This window comes from Nocardia sp. NPDC055321, assembly GCF_053645575.1.
Genome location: NZ_JBSHMS010000005.1, coordinates 320,801 through 346,948 on the forward strand (window position 1 = coordinate 320,801; position 26,148 = coordinate 346,948).

The window sequence follows — 26,148 nt, forward strand, 5'->3', positions numbered from 1 at the left end:
GACGCTCCCATCCTGTTCCGGAGTGGTGTCAGACCTCGAAGACCGGGAGCGGGTATTTCCCGTCGCGGATGTCCTGGTTGGGGCCGTACATGCGCAGGATGACGTAGCAGTCCTTGGCGGGGATGGGCAGGTAGTTGGGGTCGTCGGCGTGTGCGGCGGCGTCGGAGCCGAGTTCGAGTGTGTAGTAGCCGTCCGCGTCGGGGGTGAGGGTGCGGTCGCCGCGACTGTGGCGATTGATCGCGTTGTGTGCCATGAGCCGGTTGTCGTTGCCGTACACGGTGAACGACCAGAATTCGCTCACCGGAGGCGGGAGGAACCGGGCACGGTAGGTCTTGCCGCCGGAACCGTTGAGAGGTAGCCCGTCCGAGCCGGTCTCGATCTTCAGGTACACCGATTCGACCGGGGGCAGTCCCCACTGGCCGAGGAAGGTGCCGATCGCGAAGGTGTCGCGAGGCGTGTGCTGCAGGTCCGCGCGGGTGCCGAGCAGTTCCTCGGAGTTGGTCAGCTGCGGGGCGAGTTCATGGATGCGTGCCATGCCGAGTCGTTCCCCGCGTTCGGCCGCTTCGAGTTGTTCCGGGGTGAAGGTGGTTGCGCCGGCGGACAACCCGATCTCCCGGTAGCGATCGAGCCAGTCGGCGTCGGCGACGGCCATGTTTCCCATCGTGAGGACGAAGCAGACCCGCTCGAGCCAGTTCGTCGACGCCGGGTCCGGGTAGGCGCGGGTGATCGGATCGGGCGCCGGGGTGCCGAGGAAGTCCGACAGCGTCTGCAGTGTCCACCGGTCCTGCAGGTCGCGGGCGGTGGCGAGGTCGTCGCCACCGGTGGTCATGATGCGGCCCATGACCTTGATCAGGTCCGATTCCGACCGCACGACCTCGTCGACGCCGTCCGGCGTCGCGCCCGCCCACGAGCTGCCGGCGAACAGGAATCGCCCGCCCGCGGTGCCGCGGGTGCGCGAGCCGATCATGGCGTTGGTGTAGTGGCCCAGGTCCATGGTGTGCAGGATCCAGTAGCGACCCGCGTCGAAGTCGGGGACGGTGACCACCACCGGCTCCGCCCCGACATCGAACCAGCCCTGCAGGTGCAGGGTGTCGTTGTTGATGGTCGGGTGGGCGGTGTAGGTGTCGTCCGCGAGGTCGCGCAGCAGCTGGAATCGGTTCAGCTCGGCCCCCGGCTCGATGGTCGTCTCGTACAGGAACTTGTACGCCTCGTCGATGGAATATCCGTACAGGTATGCGTCCCTGGCCAGGCCGTCCGACATTGTCACGCCACCACCTCCGAGTCCACGTCAACCGGCGTCGATGGACCCCGGCGCGGCCTGCGCCGCCCGCGGGGCCCAGCCGAGCGTTTCAGGTGGAGGGAGGGGTTGCCTCATCCGATTCGGATGAGATGGCGCGTGAGTACGTAGAGTCTCAGGGCACGCCTTCCACCCGGTCGCCGGGGCGTGGCACGGTCTGGCCTGCGCCGCTACCGCATATCCGCCTCCTCCAGCTCGTCCAGCGCCTCACCGCAGTACCGGGCCAGGCGATGGACGTGGGGAAGGTTTGTCGCGCAGGCGGTTACGCACAGGTTCAGGTTGCCCGCGTAGGACATCAGGGTGATGTTCAGGGCCTGGCCGTCGAGGGGGATCGAGACCGCGTGCCACTCCTCCAGGGTCATGCCGTTGTAGTGCAGGGCATCGGGTGGGCCGGCGAGGTTCGAGACCACGACGTTGAACATGGGGGTCACGCGGCTCCCGATGCCGAGGACCAGGCCGGCGCCGAACGGAGCCATCAGCAGGGCGGTGTAGGACATCACGGCCGCGGCGGACATGGTGGCCATGTGTTGCTTGGCCCGGACGGTCGAAGCGATGATCGCCGCACAGCGTTCGCGGGGATCGGCGACATCGGTGGCGAGGGTCACCAGGGCCATCGTCGTCGCATTGCCCTCGGCATCGTCACTGTCCTTGGGGCGGAACGACATCGGCATCCCGGCGACGAGCGCGGCGCCGGGCAGCTCGTCGATCTCGATCAGGTAGCGCCGGAGCCCGCCCGCGCACATCGCCAGGATGATGTCGTTCACCGTCCCGCCGCAGCGGGTCGCCAGCGCGCTGATCCGGGCGAGTTCGACAGTGTGCGTTGCTATTCGGCGTTCGGCGGTGATCGGGCCGTTCAGGATCGAACGGGGTGCGGTGAACGGCTCGACGAGTGCGTCGGTGGGCGCGGGCAGGCCGGGGAGGGTGCGGCGGGCCAGGGTGCCGACCATGCCGCCGTACATGCGGCTGATCGCGCGCAGGCCGGAAAGCTGTGCTCCCAGGGTGGCGAGAACATCGGAACCGGCTGCGGCGGAAGGGTTCCCGTCGCGAGGGGGTCTCCGTCGCTCGGGTTCGCGGTACGCCCAGATCGCGGGACGGCCACGCTCGTGCGGGTCGCCCGACATCACCTTGCGTGCCAATCGGACGGTGGCGATCCCGTCGAGAAGGGCGTGATGCCCCTTCACGTAGAGCCCGACCCGCCCGTCGTCGAGTCCCTCGATGACATGCAGCTGCCAGAGCGGATGCGCGCGATCCATGCGGATGCCGTGCAGGTGCGAGACCAGCATGCCCAGTTCGCGCGCGCTACCGGGTGCGGGCAGCACGTGGCGCTGGACGTGATAGTCGAGATCGGGCGAGTCGACCCGTGCCCAGCGCGGGACGATCCGCCCGGGCGCGCTGCTGTCGACGCGCCGGTCGAAAGGTGTTGTCGCGGTGGTGTGGGTGCGGAGCTCGTCGACCAGGTCCGATACGAACTCGGGTCCGGCATCCGGCGGCAACCGGAAGATGTCCAGGTGCGCGATGTTCATCAGATTGGTGTCGGACTCGCCCCACAGGAACGCGATGTCGAGGGGGTTCAGGGCGGTGGTCGTCATCCGGCGGCGCCGGTCCGTTCGCGCTCGGCCGCGGAGGCGCTCTTCAATGCCTGATAGGTGACGGGCTGCCCCGCGACACCCCAACTGCCTTCGGGCACTTCACGAATGAGGGTCCACACGTGCATCGCGTGGACGCTGTGCGGGTCGAGTCCGGCGGCCGCGAGGACGGCGGTGTGGACGTCGCCGATCAAACCGGCCTTCCGGCGCTCGGACAGCGCGCCCGCGGGGACGGTGATGTCGACCCGGAATCGCGGCGCGCCTCCCGCGCGGCCGCCGACCGCGAGCCGGTCCGCGGCGATCTCGTGCAGGTACACCCAGGTGACCTCGCGGAAGAACTCGGTATCGGGCGCGCCTTCCCAGCGCAGCAGGATTGTCGCGAGCTCGTCGAGCAGGGGCTGGGTTCTCGACGGTGCGATCGAACCTTCGATCACGGTCAGATCGATTATCGGCATGGCGTGCTCCCCACGAAAGTTATGCTGATCGATATAGTTCTTGAGACTAAGGCGGCCCGGTTTCGCCTGTCAATACGTCGCGTAAAGCTGTTTGCAGGCGTTATTGGGCGAAGAAGGCGGCACTTTGTTCTATGTCGAACGGTATAGACTAGTATCGATCGAAGATCGATCGAGGAGGTGCGGGTGGCGCAGCGAGGTGAGTCCAGGGACCGGATGCTGACCGGTGCGACCCTGCTGTTCCGGGAGCGAGGCGTCGCCGGCACCGCGCTGGCCGACATCATGGAACGCACCGGCGCGCCGCGCGGCTCGGTCTATCACTACTTCCCCGGCGGCAAAGCGCAATTGGCGGAGGAGGCCACCGACCTCGCCGGCCGGACGATGGGCCGGATGATCAGCGCGCTCCTGGCTGCCGAAGGCCCGGCCGGCGCCGTCACGGCCTTCGTGAACCACTTTCGTGACCAGCTGCTCGAGTCGGACTTCACCGCCGGCTGCCCGGTGGCCGCGGGCGGCATGTCCGGCCCCGACACCCCGGGCGCGCGCGAACGGGCGGGTGAGGCCTTCGCCGAATGGGAGTCGACCCTCACCTCGGCCCTGTGGCAACACGGCCTCGACCGCGCGACCGCCGAGGAGCTGGCGACCACCGCGGTCGCGGCGATCGAAGGCGCTTTGATCATGGCCCGCGCCCAGCGCAGCACCCGCCCGCTGGACCGCATCGAGACCTTCATGCTCCGTCAGATCAGCGGTCTGAGCTGACCGCACCTGCGCCGTAGGGCGCGGGCGAACCGCTCAGCGGCGCCAGAAGAAGTGGTGTATCACGCCGCTCGGGCTGGGGACCTGCTCCAGGTGGAACCGGTCGGTCAGATCGTCGGGACCGTTCCACAGCTTTTCGCCGCGGCCCAGTTCGACCGGCGCGACGGCGACGTGCATCGTGTCGATCAGGTCGGCGTCGAGGAACTGGCGCACCGTCGCCACACCGCCGCCGATGCGCACATCCTTGCCGTCGGCGGCTTCGAGGGCCTGGGCCAGAGCGTCTTTCGGGGAGGCGTCGATGAAGTGGAACGTCGTGTCGGACAGGGAGAAGGACGGGCGGGGGTGGTGGGTCAGCACGAACACCGGGGTGCGGAACGGGGGCTCGTCGCCCCACCAGCCCTGCCAGTCCTCGTTCTGCCACGGGCCGCGCAGGGGACCGAACTTGTTACGGCCCATGATCTCGGCGCCGATGTTGTTCGCGTAGTCGCGGGTGATGTAGTCGTCGAGGCCGTATGTGCCGCCGGGCTCGGTGCGATTGGGCCAGTGCGCGGTTGCCCCGGCCCAGGACATCAGCGCGGCGGGATCGGCGTGACCGAACGGCCGGTCGAGGCTCTGCCCCTCGCCCGCGCCGTACCCGTCGGTGGACACGGCGAAGTTCTGCACACGAACCAGAGGCGTCATCGGAACCCTTTCAGCGAACCACGGTCGAGCTCCGCCGACCGATGCCGGCGGCAGCTATGGGTGCGCCCAAGGTACCGGGCGGGTCCGACAGTTTCGTGGATGCGATCACGCCTCACCTCGCGGCTCCGAGGTAAGGCGTGATGAGCCGAAGCCGGGAGCAGAGGGTCTCGTACCGACGACACGGACCGGTACGGCGGCCCACCGCGACACGGATCCGAGATCTTCGGCAGGATCAGTTGGCGAACGGCACCCGCGCGGCGGCCGCGGTATCCGCGTTCCGGAACGGATGCCGCCACAACCCTTTTCGGCTGAGAATCGGCAGGACGCCCTCGCCGAACCAGTAGGCCTCCTCGAGGTGCGGGTGGCCGGACAGGATGAACTCCTCGATCCCGAGGGCGTGGTACTCCTCGATCCGCTCGGCGACCTCGGTGTGGTTGCCGACCAGGGCGGTGCCCGCGCCGCCGCGCACGAGACCGACCCCGGCCCAGAGGTTGGGGGAGACCTCCAGATCCGCGGTGGTGCCGCCGTGCAGCGCGCGCATCCGCCGCTGGCCCTCGGAACCGCTGCGGGACAGGCCCGCCTGGACCGCAGCGATGGCCGCGGGGTCCAGGGCCGAGACGAGGCGGTCGGCCTCGGCCCAGGCCTGTTCCGCGGTGTCGCGGCTGATGACGTGCAGGCGGATGCCGAAACGCGGCGGGGTGCGGCCCGCCGCAGCGGCCTGCGCGCGGATCCAGTCGAGTTTGGCGGCGACGGCCTCCGGGGGCTCGCCCCAGGTCAGGTAGACGTCGCTGTGCCGTACGGCGACCCCGCCCGCGGCGGGGGAGGAACCGCCGAAGTAGATGTCCGGGATGGGGTGAGGGACGCGGTCCAGGGCCGCGTCGACCACGTGAATGTGCTCGCCCGCCAGGGTGACTCGCTCACCGGCCCACAGTCGGCGGACCACGGTGAGGAACTCGTCGGTGCGCCGATAGCGCTGATCCTTGTCGAGATGGTCGCCGTAGGCGCGCTGTTCGTGATCCTCGCCGCCGGTGACCACGTTGAGCAGCAGTCGCCCGCCGGTGTGCCGCTGGTAGGTGGCGGCCATCTGGGCGGCCAGCGTCGGCGACACCAGACCCGGCCGGAAGGCGACCAGGAATTTCAGATGCTCGGATTCGCGGGCCAGGATGGCCGTGGTGAGCCAGGCGTCCTCGCACCATGCGCCGGTCGGGGTCAGGGCCGCCTCGAAGCCCAATTGCTCGGCGCCGCGCGCGATTTGGGACAGGTAGCCGATATCGGCGGGGCGATCGCCGCTCGCCGCGGTGACGGCCGTGCCGTGCCCGCCGCCGACGAGATAGCGACTGTCGCCGTAGGTGGGCAGGAACCAGTGGAACCGCAACATGTTTCGTCCGTTCTAGGGGTCGGGAGGCAGCCGGAATCGAGCCCGCAACCGCCGTCTGAGCGTTCCGCTGCCGGGCGGACCGGGAGCGGAGCCCGCCTCGGGATCAACGTGCCGAAGCAGATCGAGAGCCGGACGCGCCGGTGGGTGGCACGGGACCCCCAGCAGCCCGGGCGCGCTGTCGATAGCGTCGTGGTGCAGGGGCGGACCGCGAACTCCCTCAGAGCACGCCGTGGCGCGGCGGCGGCGTGCCGGTGAGCAGGTAGCGACCGATGTGCTGGATCTTCCAGCGCACCGGATCGTGCAGGGTGTGGGTGCGGGCGTTGCGCCAATGCCGGTGCAGGTTCAGCGAATCCAGCGCCGACCGGGTGCCCGCGACCTCGAACAGGGCATTGGTGACCTCCAGCGCGGCGCGATCGGCGGCGGCCTTGGCGGTGGCGACCGCGATGGACGCGTGCGCCGCGGTGCTGTCGTCCAGATCGGCCTGCGCCCGGTCGACGGCCGCACCCGCCACGGCCAGCAGCGCCTCCGCCGCGCGCACGCTCACCTCCAGTTCGCCGAAGCGCTGCACCGTGAGTGGATCCTCGGCCGCGCTCTCCACCCCGGCCTCGAACCACGGCCGGCTGCGGGTGCGGACGAACTCGGCCGCCTCGGTGAGCGCCCCGCGCGCGATACCCGCGTCGATCGCGGTGTGCAGGATCTGGGCTCGGGCCCCGTAGAGCTGTGGCCCGGTGAAGGTGAGGTGGTGCGGAACGACGTACTCGGCGGGCACCCGGACGCCCTCGAGCCGCACCGTGCCGCTGGCGGTGGTGCGCTGGCCCATGCCGTCCCAGTCGTCGACGACGGTGAGCCCGCCGGCGTCGGCGGGGACGTAGGCCACCACGATCTGATTCTCGTCGTCCTTGGCCAGCACCGGAATCCAGTGCGCGAACAGGGCGCCGGTCGAGTAGTGCTTGACTCCGTCCAGGACGAACCCGCCCGCGGCGCGCGCCCGCAGCCGGGTGCGGTAGTCCTGTACGTGTTTGGTGCCGACCTCGGACTGCGCGTTGCCGAATCGCTTGCCCGCCAGCACTTCCGCGAACAGCCGCCGCTGCAACTCCGCGGTCCCGTTCTGGCGCAGCGCGTTCACGTACACGAAGTGACTGTGCGGAATCTGCGCCACATTCGGGTCGCCGGAGGCCAGGAGCCGGAACACCTCCGCGACAACGGCTGTCGAGACCTCCGCCCCGCCGAACTCCCGGGGCACCGTGATGCCGAACAGCCCGCTGGCAGACAGCTCCTCCAGCTCGGCGCGGGGCAGTTCGCGCCGGGCGTCACGATCCGCCGCACCGGCGGCGAGCCGGATCGCGAACCGGGCCGCGACCGCCAGCGCCTCCTCGGCGTCGGCGATCACCCGCGCGGTCAACGGTCGTTCGGCGATCTCGGTCATGCTGTGCCCCAGGTGTTCTCGGTGATCGCCACGGCGGGTGCGTGACGGTGTCGGGTACGGATCAGGCGGTGGTGAGGCCGCCCGCGTAGGCCGAACGGCCGAACCGCCCGGCGGGTTCGAAACGGGCGAGAATCGCGTCGGCGTCCTCGCCGGTCGTATCGGTGATGAACCGCTTCGCCGCGTCGAGTGAATCCACCGGCAGCAACGGTTTGGGCAGATGCAGCAGCCCGACCAGCGCCGAGGCGAAGACCGGCTCCACCGCCGCCGCGGCGAAGAGCGCTCCGCCGATCTCGGCGAATTCCGGATCGCCCAGGAACAGCCGCGTCACCCGGTTCGCCGCGTCACCGCGCGCGGCCAGGAAGGAGCGGTACTGCCGGGTTATCCACTCCGCGTCGAAGGGCCCGTCGTGCACGGCCGCGGCCGCGACCAGCCGCTGCGCCTGGATCAGCCCGCTCTGCGCGCCCTGTCCCGCGATCGGATCGTAGGCGGCGGCGGTATCGCCGAGCGCGGCCACCGCGTGCCCGCCCGAGGTATGACCGACTCCGGCCCGGACCACCGGTCGCACAGCGCCTTTCAGCCACGAGTGCGGATCCTCGGAGATCACTTGCGCGGCCAGCACTTCGGGCAGATCCCAGTCGATGTGATCGCGGTAGAGATCCTGAACGACCCGCAGCGCGGACTCCGCGGAATCCGCCGTGGCGAACCGCTGCTCCCACTCGCTGCCGGGACGCGCCCAGCCCAGGAACGCCCAGCTGGGGCCGGCGTCCTTGTGCAGGTACGGTCCCCACCAGCCCTCGCCCTGGTCGGCCAGGATGGAGAAACCGCTGTGCGCGCCGCCCGCGCGGCTGCGGTGCGCGAACACGCTCTCGTCGTGCCCGAGGCCGGTGACCGTGACCGTCAGCAGCGAGCGCTGCGGGGCGGCGTAGGGGCTGCGTGATTCGTCCACGGGGAACAGCTCGGACAGTCCGCCGCGCCCGGTGGCTACCAGGGTCAGATCGGCCGCGGCGGCGATGGCGTCGAGGGACTCCGGGGTGACCTGCTCGACGACGAAGCGGCCGCCGCGTTCGAGGAACGCGGTCAGGCGCTCGTCGGCCTTGAGCCGGGTGTCGACGGCGACGCCCACGTACCCCTCGAAATGCCCGTCGAACTGGATCAGTTCCTCGCGCTCGGGTCCGGCGATGCGCACGCTCAGGCCGGTGTGGCGGGGTGCGCGTGCGGTGTAGGTGTCCAGTCCGAGGGCGGCTTCGGCCTGCTGGGTTTCGCCGAACTCGAGGGCGGTGCCGGTGGCCGGGACGTCGTCGCGCAGTGCGCGCTGATCGCGGTCGCTGTAGAGGGTGACCTCGAACCCGGCGTCGAGCAGGCCCAGCGCAGCGGTGACGCCGGTCTGCCCGGCCCCGATCACGGCGGCCGAGCGGGTGGAGGTGTGCGAGGTGGTCATGCGTGAATCTCCCGTCCTGTCGGGGAAGGTGCGATGGCGGATTCGGTGCGGGACACCGATGGGGGCAGGGCGGTGGAGCCCGGCCCGCCGAGGCGGTAGCGTGCGCCCCGATGCTCGGGCGGCAGTCGATCGCCCGCCTCGAACAGTGCGTTGCGCAACGTGCCCGGAGTGTGGTCGGTGGCGTAGGCGCCGCGTTCGGTCAGCGCCGGAACCACGTGCTGGACAATGTCTTCGAAGCTGCCGGGGGTGATGGCGTAGGCCAGGTTGAACCCGTCCAGGTCGGTGTCGGCCACCCAGTCCTGCAGCTGGTCGGCGACCGTCTCGCCGGAGCCGACGAAAACCGGTCCCATACCGCCGATTCCGGCCCAGCGGCCGATATCGCGAACGGTCCACTCGCGGCCGTCGTCGTCGAACTCCTGGAAGGCTGCCACCGCGGATTGGATCGCGTTGCTCTCGACCTGTCCGATCGGATCGTCCAGGTCGTAGGTGGACAGGTCGATGCCCATCCAGCCGGACATGAACACCAGCCCGCCCTCCACGCTGGCGTAGGACTGGTACTCCCGGTGTTTGCGGTGTGCCACCGCGTCCGTGGCGTCGGTGATGATGGTCGCCAGCGCGTAGACGCGGGCCGAATAACGGTCCCGGCCCGCCGCTTCCAGGGCGTCGCGGATGCGGGACACCGTCTGCGCGAGAACCCGTTTGGAGGGACCGGCCACGAAGATCGCCTCGGCGTTCTCGGCGGCGAACCGCACCCCGCGCGGGGACGCGCCCGCCTGGTAGATCACCGGGGTGCGCTGGGGTGAGGGTTCGGACAGGTGGATGCCGGGCACGGTGTAGTGCTCGCCCCGGTGTCCGATGTGATGCACCTTCGCCGGATCCACGTAGACCCCGCGGACGGCATCGCGGACCACCGCGTCGTCTTCCCAGGAGCCCTCCCACAGCTTGTACAGCACCTCGAGGTACTCGTCGGCCTGGTTGTAGCGGTCGTCGTGGTCCAGCTGATCATCCGCGCCGAAATTCCTTGCGGCGGACGGCAGATACCCGGTCACGACGTTCCAGCCCACCCGGCCCTTCGTCAGATGATCGAGGGTCGACAGGCGGCGCGCGAACGGATACGGATGCTCGAAACCGGTGCCGGTGGTGATGCCGAAGCCGAGATGTTCGGTCACCGCCGCCATGGCCGAGACCAGCAGCAGCGGATCGGCCACCGGGATCTGCGCACCCTGGCGCAGGGCCGCGACATCGTCGCCGCCGTACACGTCGTAGGTGCCGAGCACATCGGCGATGAAGATGCCGTCGAATCGCCCGCGCTCGAGCAGTTTCGCCAGTTCGGTCCAGTAGGCGAGGTCGGTGTACCGGTGCGATTGGTCCTCGGGATGGCGCCACAGGCCGGGGGACTGGTGCGCGACGCAGTTCATGTCGAAGGCGTTGAACCGGATTCGGCGCGTCATGACGGGGCCTCGGTGGACGGAGTGCGGTCCCCTGCGCTCCATGCGAACGGCAGGTCCGTGCCGTTCAGGAGATGATCGCCGATGGCGCGGGCCTTCTGGATGGCCGGATTGTGCACCGAGATGGTGCGGGCGTTACGCCAGTGCCGGTCCAGGCGCAGACCCTCCGACACCGACGACGCGCCGCCGACCTCGAACAGCAGCGTGGTCGCGGGCAGGACCAGGTCGATGACCGCCAGCTGGGCCCGGGCGGCGGCGAGTTCGGCTGCCACGACCAGGCTTTCGTCCCGCGCGCCGTCCGCGAGGACCTCGTCGAGCACGTCGGCCACCGCCAGCACGCTCGCCTCGGCCGCGAACGCGGCGGCGGACAGTCGCCCGATCACCTGCTGCACCAGGGGATCCCGGCGGGGCAGGTCCGCGGCGGAATGGGTGTAGCCGCGAGTGCGGGCCGACACCCATTCGCGGGTATCGCGTTCCGCGCGCCGGGCGATGCCGGCCAGCACCGCCAGCTGCACGAGCTGGAGGTAGGACGTGGCGTAGGTGGGGCCGGGCGCGCCGTACCCGGGACCGAGAATACGGTCCTCGCTCACCGCGACCGCGGTGAACTCCGTGCTGCCGCTGGCGGTGAGTCGCTGGCCGAACCCGTCCCAATCATCGTGCTGGCGTACACCTTCGGCGTTCGCGTCGACCAGCACGCCGACTCGCTCGCCGTCCCGATCCGCCGCCACCAGAATCTGATCGGCGTACAGCGAACCGGTGCTGTAGAACTTCGTGCCGTCGAGCCGCCAGTGTTCCCCGTCGCGGGTCAGCCGGGTCCGATAGCGGTCGACCGCGCCGACGCCCGGCTCGGTGATGGCGTTGCCGACCAGCGTGCCGTCGGCCACCGCCCGCAGCCAGTGCTCGCGCACCGGTCCGGGGGCGGCCAGCAGTTGATCCTCGACGAACGCGAACTGCACCCGGAGCGCCTGCGGCAGATTCGATTCCGCGGCGGCCAGTTCGATCAGCAGCCGGAACAGCTGGCGCACCGTGACGCCGTAGCCGCCGTCGGCCACCGGTACCCGCAGGGCCCCGAACTTGGCCGCGCGCAACCAGTTCACCTCGTCGAACGGCAGCCGCCGGTCGATCTCGCGGGTCACCGCGCCCGCGGCGATGCGCTCGAAGATCGGGCCGAAGATGGCGTCGAGTTCGGCGTCGGTCGTGGTCTGTGTCTCGACGGTGGTCATCGCGTCGCTCCCACCGGCTCGGGGGTGCCCGCGCCGGAGGCCAATTCGGCTTCCAGTTCGCGCACGATCGGCAGCACGTTCTTCCCGAAGTACTCGACTTCCTCGTGGTAGTGCAGGAATCCGAGCAGCAGCAGGTTCACCCCGCGCTTCTTGTACTCCACGATCCGGTGTGCGATCTGCTCGGGTGTGCCGATGAGCTTGGAGCGGAAGCCGTCGTTGTACTGCACCAGGTCCTCGAAGCTGGAGTCGGCCCACATGCCGCGCTTGTCGCCGGTGGAGCTGCCCGCCTGCTGCACCGCGCCCCGGAAGCCCTCCACGGCTTCGGGATCGGCCTTGGCGATGATCTCGCGCAGGGTCTCCTTCGCCTCGGCCTCGGTGTCGCGGGCGATGAGGAAGCCGTTGAGTCCGAAGCGGACCGTGCGGCCGTGCTCGGCGGCGGAGGCGCGGACCTCGGTGATCTGCTCGGTGATGCCGTCGAAGTCCTTGCCGTTGCTGAAGTACCAGTCCGAGACGCGCCCGGCCATGGCGCGGGCGGCGGTGGAATTGCCGCCCTGGAAGATCTCCGGATGCGGGCGGCCTTCCGAGGCGAGGGGTTTGGGCTTGAGGTCGTAGCCGCGCAGGCGGTAGAAGTCGCCGGCGAACTGGGCCGACTCCTCGGTCCAGCTGCGGCGCAGCACCTCGATGAACTCCTCCGAACGCCGGTAGCGCTCGTCGTGTTCGAGCCACGGTTCGCCCAGGGCGGTGAATTCGCCCTTGAACCAGCCGCTCACCACGTTGACCGCGGCGCGGCCGCCGGAGAGGTGGTCGGTCGTGGCGATGAGCTTGGCCAGGACCGCCGGCTGCCAGAAGCCGGGATGCACGGCGGCGATGACCTTGAGGCGTTCGGTGGCCAGCAGGAGCGCGAGGCTGAAGCTCGTCGACTCGTGCTGGTAGGCGGCGCCGTAGCTGGCCATGTAGCGGACCTGGGTGAGCGCGTACTCGAAACCGTTGTTCTCGGCGAGAACTGCGAGTTTCCTGTTGTACTCGTAGCCCCAATCGGTGCGCTGCTCGATATTCGAGACGACGAGGCCGCCGCTCACATTCGGCACCCAATAGGCGAATTTCAAGGGTTCGGCGTAGATGTCATTGTGTTTGTCCGCGGACACAGGGCTCTCCATCGTGAAAGTCGGTGAACTGGAAGGAATTCCCGCGCGCGCAGTGTGGCGCGATCAGGAAGTGCCGCGACAACAGCTCTGGTTGCTCATGATCACCAGCCTAGGAGTAGTGAAATATACTGTCCAACAGGCAAATTCGACTCCGTGATAAGTTTTCCCTACCACGCGCGGCAGGCTGCGGTCAGGCCGCTCGCGCGCCGAGTGAACCCGCCCGCCGGACCAGGACGTCGTGCAGTGAACGCGCCGCGTGCGGGAGCGCCCCGGATTTGCGCCGCTGTGCCACCAGCATTACCTCCGTGGCGCGGCAATCGAGCGGACGCCAGGTGATCACGCCGCTCTGCTCGAGTGGATCGCCGGCAATGCTGTAGTCGGGAAGAACGGTGACCCCCAAGCCATTCGCCACCATGATCTTGCCCATTTCCGCGCCGTCGGTGGAATAGGAGAACAGCGGTTGCCGCCCGTCGAGCAGCCGGTGCACGAAACGGTGCATGACGTACCCGGACCGCATGACGATCAGCGATTCGCCCAGCAGATCCTCGACCCCGACCTCGGGCAGTCTCGCCAGCCGGCTGTCCGGCCGCACGCACACCACCGGCCGGCCCCGCAGCAGCTCGGTGCTGTGGAACTCCGGCGCGAGATCGTCACCGTGCAGGTAGTTCACCAGTCCCAGATCGAAACTGCCCTCGCGCAGCGCGGTGTGGATCTCGGACTGCTGCGCGTCCACCACTTCCACCTGCGTCTGCGGATGCGCCTCCCGGAACTCCCTGATCGCGGGCAGCACCAGCGACACCGTCGCGGCGTTGACGGTCCCCACCCGGACCATGCGACTGACCCGGTGCTGCTCGTCGGCCGCGCGCCGCAGCAGGTCCACCGCCTCCACCACCTGCGCGATATACGGCAGCAGCTCCCGCCCCTGGTCACTGACCCGCGCCCCCGACCGCCGCCGGTCCAGCAGGTCGACCCCCAGCTCCCGCTCCAGGTTCCGCAGCGTCTCGCTCAACGCCGGCTGCGACAGGTGCAGTTCCTCGGCGACCCGCCGCAACGACCCGAGCCGGGTCACCGCCTGAAAGTACTCGAGCTGCTCGATCCGCATGATCCCTCTTCGTCGGTCCCGGTGCTCCCGCATGCTCTCCCGCATCGAGTGTGCGCGCCGATGCCGGACGGTTGCAGGGTTGCGATCACCGAGAGTCGATGCCCTCGGCTGCGTCAGTTAGGGGTCCCTACCATGAGGTGACCGGCACGCGAATCCATGCCGACCGGCCGAGCACGGGGGCTACACGGTTGTGACGGCAGACTTCGCCGAAGGATTCGTTGCCGAGCGCCGGCGGCTGCTCGAGGAAGGGGACGCCCTCCTCGGGGTCCTGCGGGATCACGAGGAGGGTGTCGGCGGGCCAGCCCACGACGCGGCTCGGCGGAGGTTGCAGGGTCTGCGGCAGCGGTACCGGTCGACCCTGCCCGAGGTCGCTACCGCTCGGTGTCCTGTCACCGGTGAGTTGGTGCTGTTTCCGATGGACGTCGCCGACCTGGACGGCTGGTTCTGGAACCTGGACGCGCCCGTTCGCAGGCATCCGGACCGATTGCCCGCCACGTGGCTGGCGATGACCGGGGCGATGCGCGTGGTCGAGCCCGTGAAATCGGTTCCGTTCCATCGGTTTCCCGGTCCGGGCCTGCCGTATGTGGTCCCCCGGCTACTCGAGCGCCCCGGGGTGAGCGCGGTGGTCCGGGAGCTGGCGCTGGGGCCGCATCACGGCTGGGCCATAACCTATTTCGGCCCCCGGCCCGCCGGCGTACCGTTGGTCAACGAGTGGGGTACGCACACCTATCAGGATTACGACGACAACGGTGCGTGGCTCGGGTGGGGCAGCCATGTCGATTCCGCCTCGGAACAGGATTTCGATCTGCGCCCTTGGCTGGAGTCGGGAAAAGTGTTCTGGACCGCATTGACGGACAGCGCTTTACGGTTGCACACCGGGGCCGAGGGCTGCCCGTTCGCAGACCCGCACGAACCGCCGACCGTGGGAGCCATCCTGGCCGGGGACACCGCCAGATACCGCCCGGGAACGAAATCCAAGTGACGCCGGACAGTCCGGGGACGTCATTGCCTATGTGCGGTGGGGCGTCGGATTCCCGGACCCTGGCCCGAGCATCCGCGCTCGTCCGTCCGATCTCGTCGAATGCTGTTGTCGCGTGAGCTTTCTCGCTCCGAGATATTGCTCGCATCGCATGGTCGTAGCGAGTTCTACATTGGCCGGACGCGGAGTGCGGGCAGGGTGGCCCGGCTCGGATTCGGAGGAGAGCGATGCTTGTTCACGCGGTCGAGGTCATGTTCGTTCTCTGTGTGGCGTTGACGCTGTGGTTCAACGCCTACGTCATCTACCGGCTCGTGACTGACGAATCCGGGACCCGATAGCCCGGAGAACGTGGGGAGCCCGTCTGATCGCTCCGCTCCCGCTCAGTCCGCCTGGTTCGGCAGGTGCTCCGCCAGTACGCCGGCGGCGAAGGACAGGAGCCGTTCGCGGGTGAACACCTGCGGCTCGGACAGGTGTAGGCGGCCCGCCTCCCAGCTGAGGGTGAAGATCGCGCGGGCGGTTACCTCGATGTCGATGCCGGGGGGAAGTGGGGTCTCACGGAGGTAGGACTCGATGAAAGCTATTGCGGCGGTGCGTTGTTTGTCGACGCGGCGGCGGAACTTCGGGGTGGTGCTGTCCACCAGGCTGAAGGCGGCGCGCCAGCGGTCGGGGGACTCGGTCACTGCGGTCAGGAAGCCGTCGAGGAACCGCAGGAGCGCCTCGGGTGGGGCGTCGGACTGTCGTAGCCGGGACAGCAGGGGGGCTACCTGGGCCAGGGCCGCGGCCTGTTCGCGATCCAGGGAGGCGCGCAGCATGTCGTCGCTGTTGGTGAACACGCTGTAGACCACCGGGCGGGTGACGCCGACCTCGCGGGCCACCGTATCCATCGAGACCTTGTGCACGCCCTGCGTCACGATGATGGCCAGCACGGCGTCCAGCAGCTGCTCGCGGCGTTCCTCCGCCGTCATGCGCGGTGCGTACGACCTGTTTCTACGCGTGTCAGCGCTCGTCACGACTGTCCTCCTCGATGTGCGGGGTGCCGGTCTCTCATTCCCGAAGTCTTGACACGGACGACTCTCGGAGCAAATACTACACTCACTGTAGCTACAGAGAGCGTAGCTTTTGAGGAGGTCGCAATGACGCGCCGGTACTGCATCATCGGGGCGGGATACACGGGATTGGCGGTGGCGAAGGCCCACGCCGACCTCGGCTTGGACTACGACCACATCGAGGCCACCGATGCCATCGGCGGCAACTGGTCACACGGGGTGTACGACTCGACCTACCTGATCAGCTCCAAGGACATCACCGGCTACCCGGACTATCCGATGCCCGCCGACTACCCGGACTTTCCGAGCGCCGCGCAGATGCGCGACTACCTGCGCGCCTTCGCCGCGGAGTTCGGCCTGGAACGCAGGATCGAATTCGGCACGGTGGTCACCGATGTCGCGCCCCTGGATGATTCGGGCCTGACCGGCTGGCGCGTGACGTTCGCCGACGGCACCGCGCGGGAGTACACGGGCGTGGTGATCGCCAACGGTCACTACTGGGACACCAACATTCCCTCGTACCCCGGCGAATTCACCGGCAAGCAGATCCACTCGAAGGACTACAAACGTCCCGCCGACCTGGAGGGCACCCGTGTGCTGGTGGTCGGGGCTGGGAACTCGGGCTGCGATCTCGCCGTCGAGGCCGCCACCACGTTCGGGACCTCGGAGCTCTCGCTGCGCCGCGGCTACTGGTTCATTCCCAAATACGTCCTGGGCGTGCCCAGCGGCAAGTTCGACATCGGCTCGGTGCCGGTGCCCAAGATCGTGCAGGAGGTCGTGCTCCGGTCCGTCGTCGCGATGGGCATGGGCAGCTTCGCGAGTTTCGGCCTGGAGAAGCCCGCGCACGGGATCCTCGACCAGGACCTGGTGGTCAACCAGCAGCTGCCCTACTTCCTCAAACACGGCCGCATCGCCGTCCGGCCCGAGATAGCCCGATTCGACGGCTGCACAGTGCATTTCGTCGATGGCACCAGCGGCGACTACGACACCATCGTGTGGGCGACCGGATTCAGGACGACCTTCCCGTTCCTGCGCGACGGGTTGCTCGACTGGGAGCGCGGCCAGCCGCGACTGGTGGCGCACACCTTCGCGCCGGGCTGGGCGAACCTGTCCTTCGCCGGGCTGGTCGCACCGCGCTCGGGCGCGGGCATGCTGCTGATGAACAGCGCCCGCCTGCTCGCCGAGGCCGCGCTGCTCCAGCAGCGGCTGCGCACCCCGGTCGGAGACCTCTACGCGCACATCGCGAAACCCTCCTCCCAGATCCTCGCGGGCGGACCCGAACTGCGCTGGGAGGCCCTGCGCGGCCGCTGGCTGGTGCGGTCGATGTCGGAGTTCCTGACCCTGCGGGCACTGCTCGCCGGCGCCGCGACCTCGATCGACGACCGGGCGTCGGATTCGCCGGGGGAGGCGCGCCCGCGCCCGCTTCGTGTGCTGCGCCCGATCCTGGCCGCCGCCCGACTGTCCGCCTGACCCGGAACAACTTCGGAGACAAGGAGTCTCGCTCATGCCATCCACGAGAAACAGCCGCCGCGTCACCACCGTCGGCAGCCCACTGACCCTGCCGTGCGGGGTGACCCTGCCCAACCGCATCGCCAAGGCCGCCATGAGTGAACAGCTCGGCGAGATCGACGGCTCGCCCAGCCCGACCCTGACCCGTCTCTACAGCGCGTGGGGCAGGGGCGGCGCGGGCCTGCTCATCACCGGCAACGTCATGATCGACCGCCGCGCCTACGTCGAGCCGCGCAACGTCTCACTGGAGGACGAGCGGCACCTGGACGCGGTGAACCGCTGGGCCCGTGCGGGATCGAGCGCCGGCGCGGTGATGCTGATGCAGATCAACCACCCCGGGCGCGTGGCCGTCGGCCCGCTGCACCGGCGACCGGTGGGCCCCTCGGCGCTGCGACCGGAGGTGATCGGCTACAACCTGCGCAAGCCGCGTGAGCTATCCGTCGACGACATCGCCGAGCTGCGCCGCCGGTACGCGCGGACCGCCGAACTGGCTGTCGCGGCGGGCTTCTCCGGCGTGCAGGTGCATGCCGCGCACGGCTATCTGCTCTCGCAGTTCCTGTCACCTCGGGCCAACCGGCGCGAGGACGAGTACGGCGGGAGTCCCGAGAACCGCCGTCGATTGCTGCTCGAGGTGATCGGCGACGTGCGCGCGACGATCGGGCCGGACGCCGTCCTGTCGGTAAAGCTGAACTCGGCGGACTTCCAGCAGGGCGGGCTGGACGAGGACGAGTCACTCGCGGTCGCCGTCGCCCTGGAAGCGACCGGTGTCGACCTGCTGGAGATCTCCGGCGGCAACTACGAGGCTCCGGCCATGACGGGTGTCGTGAGCGACGCCACGCGCGAGCGGGAGGCGTACTTCTTGCGATACGCGCGGAACCTGCGTGCTCGCTCCGCGATTCCGCTCATGCTGACCGGTGGCATCCGGAGCCTCGACTTCATGAACGAGGTGCTGGAGCAGGGATCGGTGGATGTGATCGGCCTGGGGCGCCCGTTCGCGATACGGCCGGGTATCGCCGGGGAACTGCTGGCGGGCGCCGGTGAGCCGGTGACCCTGCCCACGGCGCCGCGGATTCCGCTGCCGCTGCCGCCGATCAACTCCTATCTCCAACTCGCCTGGCACGCGGCGAATTTCCGCCGCATCGCGGCGGGCGACGAGCAGGTGAGCGGACCGGGAGCGGTGCGAACCCTGGCCGCGGCCGCCACCACGATGACCGTCCGCGCCCTCACCCAATTCTGAGCCGAAGGAATCCCCATGAGCCTGCCCGCACCCACTCCTACGACGCGCGCCGTCGTCACCGGCGCCTCCTCCGGCATCGGTGTCGCGCTCGCCGAAAACCTGGCCCGGCGCGGATATTCGCTGATCCTCATCGCGCGCCGCGAGGACCGGCTCCGCGCACTGGCCGCCCGGCTGACCGGCTCCCACGGCGTCGAGGTCGAGATCCGCCCCGTCGACCTGTCGGATCACGACGCGCGCGGCAAACTGTGCGACGAGCTGACCGGCCGCGACATCGGCGTGCTGTGCAACAACGCCGGGTTCGCCACCTACGGCGAACTCGTACACGCCGATATCGCCCGCGAGCGGCAGCAGGTCGAGCTGAATGTCGTTGCCGTGCACGACCTCACGATCGCGGTGCTGCCCGGCATGGTGCGCCGGGGCGCCGGCGCGATCCTGATCACCGGATCCACCGCGGGCAACCAGCCGGGTCCGGGCAACGCCACCTATGCCGCCTCGAAGGCGTTCGCCAACACCCTGGCCGAATCACTGCACGGGGAGCTGGCGGGCACCGGGGTGGGATGCACCCTGCTCGCCCCCGGTCCGGTGCGCACCGAATACGCCGAAGCCGCCGAGATCCCCAATCTGGATCGTTTGCTGCCCGGCCCGCTGTGGGTGAGTGCGGAACACGCTGCCGCGGAGGCGATCGCGGGTATGGCCGCCGGACGGCGTCGCGTCGTGCCCGGCGTATTCGCCAAGGTCCAGACGGTCGGCGGCCAGTACACCCCGCGCGCGGTGAGCGGCCCGCTGCTGCGCACCGTCTATCGAAAGGTCAAGTGACATGGGATGGGAACCCGCCCTGCGCACCGCGGGACGCTCGCTGGGCGGCGACCTGCGCCGCGCCCTGGCGCTCGGTGATCCGCGCCGCAGCCTCTACCGCGACGCCCACTACTTCAGCGCCACGGTCGAGATCGATCCCGAGGTCATGCGCCAGTGGCTGCCGGCCGGTGTGCGATTGACCGGTACACCGCGGGCGGACCTGTTCACGGCCTGCTTCCCGGACAACAACTTCGATTCCCCGGGCTACCACGAAGCCGGGCTGTTCGTGCACATCGACACCGTCCAGGGCACCGGAATCCATTGCCCCTGGATGATTCTCGACGACGACGTGGCGTTGATCATCGGCCGCGAGCTGCTGGGCTACCCCAAGAAACTGGGCGAGATCGACTGGTCCGTCACCGATATCGACATTCACGCGACGGCGACCCGGCGCGGGCACACCCTCCTGCGGATGGGCGGTCGCCTCGGCGAGCTCATCGCCGACCCGCCGCCCATTCTGGGCCGCCCACATCGCAACGTCGTCGGCGCCGCCGGGCTCTTTCCGTCCTTCCTGGTCGGGTTCACCCCGCGCGAGAGCGTGGTCGAGGTGCGCCGAGTCGACGACTTCTACCTCGAAGTCCAAGGCTCCGAACGCGATCCGCTCGACCAGTTGGGCATCGGCCGCGTAATCGAGGCTCGCCTGCACCGCGTCGACCTCCCGGGCGTGTGGGTACCCCCGATTCCACTGCGCCCGCTGACTCCGCTGTTCACTATGACCCGGATGCGACCGAGAACCCTGTGAAGACAAACTATTTCGTAACCGGGAGCCTCCGATGAGTATCGCCGAACGACTGGTCACCGAGCCACTGGCCATCCCGCGACCGGTCGCCACCGCCCCGTTCGCTCGCATCGACACCTTCGACGGGGTACGCACCGCACCCGGCGGTTTCGGCCCGCGCCTGCGCGCCGCACGCACGGCCGCCCTGGACTTCCGCCGCGAGTTCGCCGCCACCGGAACACCGGATTCGGTGCGCACCCACGATCTGATCTCGCTGCCGTATCCGACCGGCTACGGGCTCTTCCGCGCCGCGATCAGCCCGGCGCCGTTCGTCACGATCTCCAATCGCATGCTCATCGTGCGCTGGACCGAAACCGACGGCACCCGCCGCACGCTACTGTTCGAACCCAGCGATCACGAACTCGACTCCTACACGCCCTATTTCGCCGAACTCGGTCGGTACTCCCCGGGGCCGTTGCGCGCCCTGTTCGTCACAGAGCACAGCGACGTTCTGACCGCGTGCCGGAACGCGGGCCTCGACCCCGCCGAGGTCGACTACCTCGCCTTCGATCACCTGCACACCCAGGATGTGCGCCGTTGGCTGGGCACCACCGCCCCGCAGCCCGACATCAGCCCGGAAGCTCCTGTGCCCGCGGCGTTCCCGAACGCCGTCCTGCTCGCCCAGCGGGACGAACTCGAGGCGATGGCGGACCTGCACCCCTACCAGCGCCCCTGGTACCAGCCCGCGACCTTCGTCGACATCGCGCCGGAGAAGATCGTCCCGCTGGACGGCAGTGTGCTGCTCGGACCGGGCGTCGCGCTGATCGCCACCCCCGGGCATGCCATGGGAAACCAGACCCTGGTCCTCAACACCGACACCGGGATCTGGGCGATCAGCGAGAACGCGATCGCCGCCGAATGTCTCACCCCTGAACACTCGCGCATTCCCGGCCTCGCCCGCGCGGCCCGCTCGTGGGGGCACGAGGTCATCCTCAACGCCAACACCATCGAGACCACCTACGAGCAGTACAACTCGCTGATCATCGAGAAGACGATCGCCGATGTGTCCCAGATCGACTCACGGTTCCCGCAGTACTTCCCCTCCAGCGAACTGACCGGCGCGCTGCTCAATCCGGGCACCTCGCCGACCTTCGCCCATCGCGCCATCCGGCACGGCCGCGCCGGGAGCTTCCGATGACCGCAACGCCCACCCCCGGATTCTTCGCCGGCCTGCTCGATCCCGCGCACCGTGCCGACCCCTATCCGCTGTACGCGGCCATCCGCGAGCAGGGGCCGGTGCGGCTCGGGCACGCGCCGGTGGTCGTGCTGTCCTCGTACCGGGACTGCGCGACGATCCTGCGGCACGGCTCGGCCGGTGTGGACCGGCACTACGCGACGATCCCGTTGGGGCCCACGCCGGTACACGACCTCGTGGGGGACCGGGTCGGGGAACTCGCGGGAGTTCGGTCCATGCTCTTTCGGGACGCGCCGGACCACACCCGGCTGCGCGGCCTTGTCGCCAAGTCGTTCACCCCGGCCACGGTCCGGAACCTGGAACCGCGCATCACCGCCATCGTGGACGCGGCGCTCGATCGCGCGGCCGAGCGCGGAACGTTCGACCTCGTCGCCGATCTGGCCTATCCGCTGCCCATCACCGTGATCTGTGAACTGCTCGGCGTCCCACTCGAGGACGAGCCGCGGCTACGGCACTGGTCCACCCTGCTGGCGCGGTCGCTGGACCCGGTCTCGGCGGCCGCCACCGGTTTCGCGCCCGACCCCGGAGAACTGCTGCGCGCCAACAACGAACTCCACGACTACTTCGCGCGACTCGTGCGGGACCGGCGCACGCGCCCCGCGGGGGATCTGCTGTCGAACCTGGTGGCCGCCGCCGAATTCGGCGACGCCCTCACCCCCGACGAGGTCATCGCTACCTGCGCGCTGCTGCTGATCGCCGGCCACGAGACCACGGTCAACCTCATCGCCAACACCGCGCTGACCCTGTTGCGTGGTGGTCACCGGCACCACCTCGCCATTCTGCGCACCGCGCCCGCCTTCGCCACCGCGGTGATCGAGGAGAGTCTGCGCTACGACCCACCGGTTCAACTCGTTCCGCGTATCGCCCGCACGGCCATCGAGCTGCCCGGAATCGACATCGCCGCAGGCGATCTCGTTGTCCTGTTGATCGCCGCCGCCAACCGTGACCCGGTCATCTTCGACCATCCGGACCGATTCGATCCCGCTCGGGACGACCGGCACCTCGCCTTCGGCCTCGGGCAGCACTTCTGTCTCGGCGCCCCGCTGGCCCGGCTCGAGGCGGCGGTCGCGCTCACGCGATTCGCGCGTCGCGTTCGAGATCCGGAGCTCACCGGGTTTCCCCCGCCGTACCGTGAGCACGTCACCCTCCGCGGCCCCGCCCGCCTCCCGGTCACCTTCGGTGCGATCACGCGTTCCAGGACGGAATAGGCAGGAACACCGTTGAATTCGCCGGTGCGACGGTCACCGGGCGGGCGTCGTCAGTGCGGCGCGGTCACCGGCGTCAGTTCGGGCCCGCGACCCAGTCCGCGATCTGCTCGCACACCCAGGGCCCGTCATCGAGGGGCAGGTCGTGGCCCGCGTCGGGATGCAGGCGCAGGGGCGCGTCGAGGCGGGCGGCGATCCGTTCGGCCACGCGGTAGTCGATGAGCCGGTCGCCTCGGGACGCGAGGACCAGCAGCGGCGGTGTAATGTGTTCCGGCAGTTGGAAAGTGGCCGCGGCGGTCAGCTGGCTGAGCGCACTCGCCGTCCGGGGCGCCGCTTCCCGCTGGTATCGCGCCCATGTCGCGGCCAGCTCCGTCAGCTCGGTTCGCGGGCGATTGCTGGTCAGCGCCAGGGCCGCTGCCTCGTGGGCGGGCATCGTGCGGAACTGCTTGCCCGCGACGAGCGAGACGAGGCCGGTGCGCAGCTGATGGGGGCGAAGCAGCGCCGGCGCACCGGTATTGACCACCACGCACCGCCGGAAATCCCGCGGGTAGCGCCGCGCCCAATCCATGGCCATCATCCCGCCGAGCGAGATCCCGAGCAGCGACCAGTGGTCCGCGCCGGGGTCGAATCTGCCGCGGATGTCGTCGGTGATGGCGGAGATTGTGCGCGGAGAGATCCGGCCGTTCTGTGTTCCGAATCCCGGCGGATCGATCGTCAAGACGCGAACTCCCAGCCGCGCGGCCAACTCGTCCGGAAAGTCCCCCCAGTGGCGACTATCGCGTGTGAGTCCGCGTAGCAGCAGCCAATTGGTCATCACATCCTCTTCCCCGCGCCGGCGATCGAGCGCTCATCGTCGATGATCGTGACCGTCTGAGTCAATGCGGGACAGCCGGAATGCCTCGAATTCGGAAGATCGCCGGAAGATCGTCCTTCGGGTTGTGCAGGGCGTCGCCGCGGAGCCCCCTACGCGGCGGGAAACGAAAGGCGCCCGCGATCAGGAGCGCGCCCGCGGCCAGCGCCAGACGCATCTCCCGGACCTGCCACAGGCGCTGGTCCGTGTCGTCGGCGGGCACGCAATTCGTATGCGGCAGTGGAGATCCGAAAGAGGCTAAGCGTGAGCACCGCGCCGTTCCAGCAGGACGGTGTCGCGCCACGTGCCGCCGAGTTGCGCGATCCGCTCCCGGACGCCGATCGTCCGGAACCCGGAGTGATGATGCAGCGCTATCGCGGCTCGGTTCTCGGGGAAGATCGAGGATTGCAGGGTCCACAGGCCCGCTTCGTCGGCGGCGATGACCAGGGTGCGGGCGAGGGCTTTGCCCACGCCCCGCCCGCGTGCGTCGGCGGCGACGTAGATCGCGGTGTCGGCGACGCCGTCGAGGTACTCGCGGGTCGAGACCAGGCTCAGGGCCGCCCAGCCGACCACCCGGCCGTCGATCTCGGCGACCCATCGGTGATCGGGTAGCCACCGGCGCTCCAGCTCGTCGCGAGTCGGGGGTTCGCTCTCGAAACTCGCGTTGCCCGTGTCGATTCCCTCGGCGTAGATGCGGCGGACGGCCTCCCAATCGGCATCGTTCAGGGCGCGGACCGAGACGTCGTCGGGGACGTTGTCGGGGCAGCACGGCCGCGCGGGCAGCACGCCCATGACCGCGTCGGCCGCGTGTGGGAGCCCGGTGCAGCAGGCCGGGTTGATCGCCACGACCGTGCTGGTGCGGTCCTTGTGGACGTTGACGAACCCGACGTCGACCAGCTTGCGCACGTGGTGCGAGACCGTGGGCTGACCGACGCCGAGCGCCTCGGCGAGTTCGCCGACCGTGATGCCCGCGGGCCGGGTGGCCACGTGATGCAGCAGTCGCACGCGGGTCGGATCGGCCAGGCAGGCGAACCAGGCCGCGTAGGTGGTCGCTTCGGCGACCGGCAGCGTGTCCACGCGGTGGTCGGTGCGTCGTACGACCGGCATATCCAGCGACGTCATGGCCCCCACTATATCGATACATATCGATGGTTGCCTTCATCGACATCTATCGATACAGTTCGATTCATTCAATCGATGAGCATCGATGAAAGGGACTTCTGATGAACGAGCTGCCCGTTGTCGTGGTGGGAGCCGGGCCGATCGGCCTGGCCGCGGCGGCCGAACTGCGTGAACGCGGACTGACCCCGCTGGTGTTCGAACGCGGCGCCACCGCGGGCGCGGCGGTGGCCGGATGGAACCACGTCCGGCTGTTCTCCCGCTGGGGTGAGCTGGTCGCACCGGCCGCGCGCCGCCTGCTCGAAGCCTCCGGATGGACCGCCCCGCAACCGGATTCGTACCCGACAGGACAGGAATGGGCCGGTGAGTACCTGATCCCGCTGGCCGCGGCGCTCGGCGGCGACGTCGTGCGGACCGGGACCGAGGTGATCGGCGTGGCAAGGCGCGGGCGTGATCGAGTGGTGGACGCCGGCCGCGACACCGAGCCGCTCTCGGTGCGGGTGCGCCGGGCCGACGGCCGCGAGGAGCGATTCCTGGCCCGCGCGGTGATCGACGCTTCGGGCACCTGGAACGCGCCGAACCCGCTCGGCGGCGACGGCCTGCCCGCGCTCGGCGAACGCGCGGCCGCCGACCGCATCTCCTACCGGGTGCCGAATCTGGACGACGCCGATGTCCGAGCCGAGTACGCGGGCAGGCACATCGCCATCGCGGGCAGCGGCCACTCGGCGCTCGGCGCGATCGTCGCGCTGGCGGGGGTGGCGAAAACCGTTCCCGGAACCCGAATCAGCTGGCTCCTGCGCCGGGGCGAGGTCGGCAACACCTTCGGCGGCGGTAGCGATGACCAGCTGCCCGCACGCGGGGCGCTGGGGCAGCGGGCGAAACAGGCTCTCGAGACCGGCCTGCTCGAGGTGGTGGCCGGATTCCGCACCGCCGCGGTCGAATCCGAGCCCGATGGCAGGCTGACGCTGGTATCCGAGGCGGGCGCCCGGCTCGAGGGTGTCGATCGCGTCGTCGCGCTGACGGGCTTCCGCCCGGAACTGTCGTGGCTCTCGGAAATTCGGCTGAACCTGGACCCGGTGCTGCAGGCCCCGGCCGAGCTGGCTCCGCTGATCGATCCGAACGTGCATTCCTGCGGAACGGTGTATCCCCATGGGGTGAAGGAACTCTCGCATCCGGAGCCCGGCTTCTACCTCGCCGGGATGAAGAGCTACGGCCGTGCCCCGACCTTCCTGGCGCTGACCGGCTACGAGCAGGTGCGCAGCATCGCGGCCGAACTGGCCGGTGACCACGAGTCCGCCGCCCGGGTGGAGCTGACCCTGCCCGACACCGGGGTGTGCGGCGGGGCGGGCGTCTTCGACGAACCCGGCGCCGCCGCGCCCGAGAGCGCGGGCGGCTGCTGCGGATCCCCGGCGCCGCAACCGATCACCCTGGGCGTGGGCAACTGAC

24 protein-coding genes are annotated in these 26,148 nt (G+C 69.4%); 9 read left to right on the forward strand and 15 right to left on the reverse strand.

Translation table 11 applies throughout. From position 1 onward, the window contains the following. Positions 1-28: 28 nt before the first annotated feature. The 3 genes from ACWIGI_RS10645 to ACWIGI_RS10655 all read right to left on the reverse strand — a co-directional run bounded on the left by ACWIGI_RS10645 (position 29) and on the right by ACWIGI_RS10655 (position 3,338). Positions 29-1,261, reverse strand: a complete 1,233-nt coding sequence (locus ACWIGI_RS10645; RefSeq protein ID WP_454202270.1) for a DUF1254 domain-containing protein — start codon at positions 1,259-1,261, stop codon at positions 29-31. Between the two features lie 206 nt (positions 1,262-1,467). Next, positions 1,468-2,886: a wax ester/triacylglycerol synthase family O-acyltransferase gene (locus ACWIGI_RS10650; protein WP_454202113.1), complete on the reverse strand. Its 1,419-nt coding sequence runs from the start codon at positions 2,884-2,886 to the stop codon at positions 1,468-1,470. Beyond that, a complete protein-coding gene (locus ACWIGI_RS10655) occupies positions 2,883-3,338 on the reverse strand; it encodes a tautomerase family protein (RefSeq protein ID WP_454202114.1) in 456 nt (151 codons plus the stop codon). Before ACWIGI_RS10655 ends, ACWIGI_RS10650 begins: the two co-directional genes overlap by 4 nt. A 183-nt stretch (positions 3,339-3,521) precedes the next feature. Between ACWIGI_RS10655 and ACWIGI_RS10660 the strand changes: the two genes are divergently transcribed. Continuing rightward, positions 3,522-4,091, forward strand: a complete 570-nt coding sequence (locus tag ACWIGI_RS10660) for a TetR/AcrR family transcriptional regulator (RefSeq protein ID WP_454202115.1) — start codon at positions 3,522-3,524, stop codon at positions 4,089-4,091. A gap of 33 nt (positions 4,092-4,124) precedes the next feature. On the opposite strand, the gene ACWIGI_RS10665 is transcribed toward ACWIGI_RS10660, so the two are convergent. From ACWIGI_RS10665 to ACWIGI_RS10700, 8 genes are all read right to left on the reverse strand, one after another. Beyond that, complete coding sequence (locus tag ACWIGI_RS10665; protein ID WP_454202116.1) at positions 4,125-4,769, reverse strand: dihydrofolate reductase family protein; 645 nt, start codon at positions 4,767-4,769, stop codon at positions 4,125-4,127. Between the two features lie 232 nt (positions 4,770-5,001). Further along, the gene (locus tag ACWIGI_RS10670) at positions 5,002-6,147 is read right to left on the reverse strand and encodes an LLM class flavin-dependent oxidoreductase (RefSeq protein ID WP_454202117.1); all 1,146 of its coding nucleotides are present in this window, start codon (positions 6,145-6,147) and stop codon (positions 5,002-5,004) included. A 217-nt stretch (positions 6,148-6,364) separates the two neighbouring features. After that, entirely contained in the window at positions 6,365-7,573 is a 1,209-nt protein-coding gene (locus tag ACWIGI_RS10675; protein ID WP_454202118.1) for an SfnB family sulfur acquisition oxidoreductase, read from the reverse strand. A gap of 61 nt (positions 7,574-7,634) precedes the next feature. Beyond that, positions 7,635-9,011, reverse strand: coding sequence for a styrene monooxygenase/indole monooxygenase family protein (locus tag ACWIGI_RS10680; protein WP_454202119.1), 1,377 nt, complete (start codon positions 9,009-9,011; stop codon positions 7,635-7,637). Beyond that, on the reverse strand, positions 9,008-10,462 hold the full coding sequence (locus tag ACWIGI_RS10685) for an LLM class flavin-dependent oxidoreductase (protein WP_454202120.1): 1,455 nt from the start codon (positions 10,460-10,462) through the stop codon (positions 9,008-9,010). Before ACWIGI_RS10685 ends, ACWIGI_RS10680 begins: the two co-directional genes overlap by 4 nt. Continuing rightward, complete coding sequence (locus ACWIGI_RS10690; protein WP_454202121.1) at positions 10,459-11,682, reverse strand: acyl-CoA dehydrogenase family protein; 1,224 nt, start codon at positions 11,680-11,682, stop codon at positions 10,459-10,461. The genes ACWIGI_RS10685 and ACWIGI_RS10690 overlap by 4 nt, the downstream gene beginning before the upstream one ends. Next, positions 11,679-12,827, reverse strand: coding sequence for a dimethylsulfone monooxygenase SfnG (sfnG, locus tag ACWIGI_RS10695; protein ID WP_454202122.1), 1,149 nt, complete (start codon positions 12,825-12,827; stop codon positions 11,679-11,681). Before sfnG ends, ACWIGI_RS10690 begins: the two co-directional genes overlap by 4 nt. Positions 12,828-13,017: 190 nt before the next feature. Continuing rightward, positions 13,018-13,929 (reverse strand): LysR family transcriptional regulator, encoded by a 912-nt coding sequence (locus ACWIGI_RS10700; protein WP_454202123.1) that lies wholly within the window; start codon positions 13,927-13,929, stop codon positions 13,018-13,020. Between the two features lie 190 nt (positions 13,930-14,119). Between ACWIGI_RS10700 and ACWIGI_RS10705 the strand changes: the two genes are divergently transcribed. Next, on the forward strand, positions 14,120-14,911 hold the full coding sequence (locus ACWIGI_RS10705; protein WP_454202124.1) for a hypothetical protein: 792 nt from the start codon (positions 14,120-14,122) through the stop codon (positions 14,909-14,911). A gap of 377 nt (positions 14,912-15,288) precedes the next feature. On the opposite strand, the gene ACWIGI_RS10710 is transcribed toward ACWIGI_RS10705, so the two are convergent. After that, the gene (locus ACWIGI_RS10710; protein WP_454202125.1) at positions 15,289-15,873 is read right to left on the reverse strand and encodes a TetR/AcrR family transcriptional regulator; all 585 of its coding nucleotides are present in this window, start codon (positions 15,871-15,873) and stop codon (positions 15,289-15,291) included. Positions 15,874-16,041: 168 nt separating this feature from the next. On the opposite strand from ACWIGI_RS10710, the gene ACWIGI_RS10715 reads away from it, so the two are divergent. Genes ACWIGI_RS10715 through ACWIGI_RS10740 form a run of 6 tightly spaced genes read left to right on the forward strand, consistent with a single transcriptional unit; the run spans position 16,042 to position 22,736 of the window. Beyond that, positions 16,042-17,424, forward strand: coding sequence for a flavin-containing monooxygenase (locus tag ACWIGI_RS10715; protein WP_454202126.1), 1,383 nt, complete (start codon positions 16,042-16,044; stop codon positions 17,422-17,424). A 34-nt stretch (positions 17,425-17,458) separates the two neighbouring features. Then, complete coding sequence (locus tag ACWIGI_RS10720; protein WP_454202127.1) at positions 17,459-18,700, forward strand: NADH:flavin oxidoreductase/NADH oxidase family protein; 1,242 nt, start codon at positions 17,459-17,461, stop codon at positions 18,698-18,700. 15 nt (positions 18,701-18,715) lie between these two features. Further along, entirely contained in the window at positions 18,716-19,516 is an 801-nt protein-coding gene (locus ACWIGI_RS10725; RefSeq protein ID WP_454202128.1) for an SDR family NAD(P)-dependent oxidoreductase, read from the forward strand. 1 nt (position 19,517) lies between these two features. Beyond that, complete coding sequence (locus ACWIGI_RS10730) at positions 19,518-20,297, forward strand: acetoacetate decarboxylase family protein (RefSeq protein WP_454202129.1); 780 nt, start codon at positions 19,518-19,520, stop codon at positions 20,295-20,297. 31 nt (positions 20,298-20,328) lie between these two features. Continuing rightward, on the forward strand, positions 20,329-21,471 hold the full coding sequence (locus tag ACWIGI_RS10735; RefSeq protein WP_454202130.1) for a hypothetical protein: 1,143 nt from the start codon (positions 20,329-20,331) through the stop codon (positions 21,469-21,471). Next, on the forward strand, positions 21,468-22,736 hold the full coding sequence (locus ACWIGI_RS10740) for a cytochrome P450 (protein WP_454202131.1): 1,269 nt from the start codon (positions 21,468-21,470) through the stop codon (positions 22,734-22,736). The genes ACWIGI_RS10735 and ACWIGI_RS10740 overlap by 4 nt, the downstream gene beginning before the upstream one ends. 73 nt (positions 22,737-22,809) lie before the next feature. Here ACWIGI_RS10740 and ACWIGI_RS10745 read toward each other — a convergent pair whose 3' ends face one another. The 3 genes from ACWIGI_RS10745 to ACWIGI_RS10755 all read right to left on the reverse strand — a co-directional run bounded on the left by ACWIGI_RS10745 (position 22,810) and on the right by ACWIGI_RS10755 (position 24,705). Then, positions 22,810-23,547, reverse strand: coding sequence for an alpha/beta fold hydrolase (locus ACWIGI_RS10745; protein ID WP_454202132.1), 738 nt, complete (start codon positions 23,545-23,547; stop codon positions 22,810-22,812). Between the two features lie 61 nt (positions 23,548-23,608). Continuing rightward, entirely contained in the window at positions 23,609-23,806 is a 198-nt protein-coding gene (locus tag ACWIGI_RS10750) for a hypothetical protein (protein ID WP_454202133.1), read from the reverse strand. Between the two features lie 35 nt (positions 23,807-23,841). After that, on the reverse strand, positions 23,842-24,705 hold the full coding sequence (locus tag ACWIGI_RS10755; protein ID WP_454202134.1) for a helix-turn-helix domain-containing GNAT family N-acetyltransferase: 864 nt from the start codon (positions 24,703-24,705) through the stop codon (positions 23,842-23,844). A gap of 101 nt (positions 24,706-24,806) precedes the next feature. Between ACWIGI_RS10755 and ACWIGI_RS10760 the strand changes: the two genes are divergently transcribed. Continuing rightward, positions 24,807-26,147, forward strand: a complete 1,341-nt coding sequence (locus ACWIGI_RS10760; protein ID WP_454202135.1) for an FAD-dependent oxidoreductase — start codon at positions 24,807-24,809, stop codon at positions 26,145-26,147. The last annotated feature ends 1 nt before the right edge of the window (position 26,148 follow it).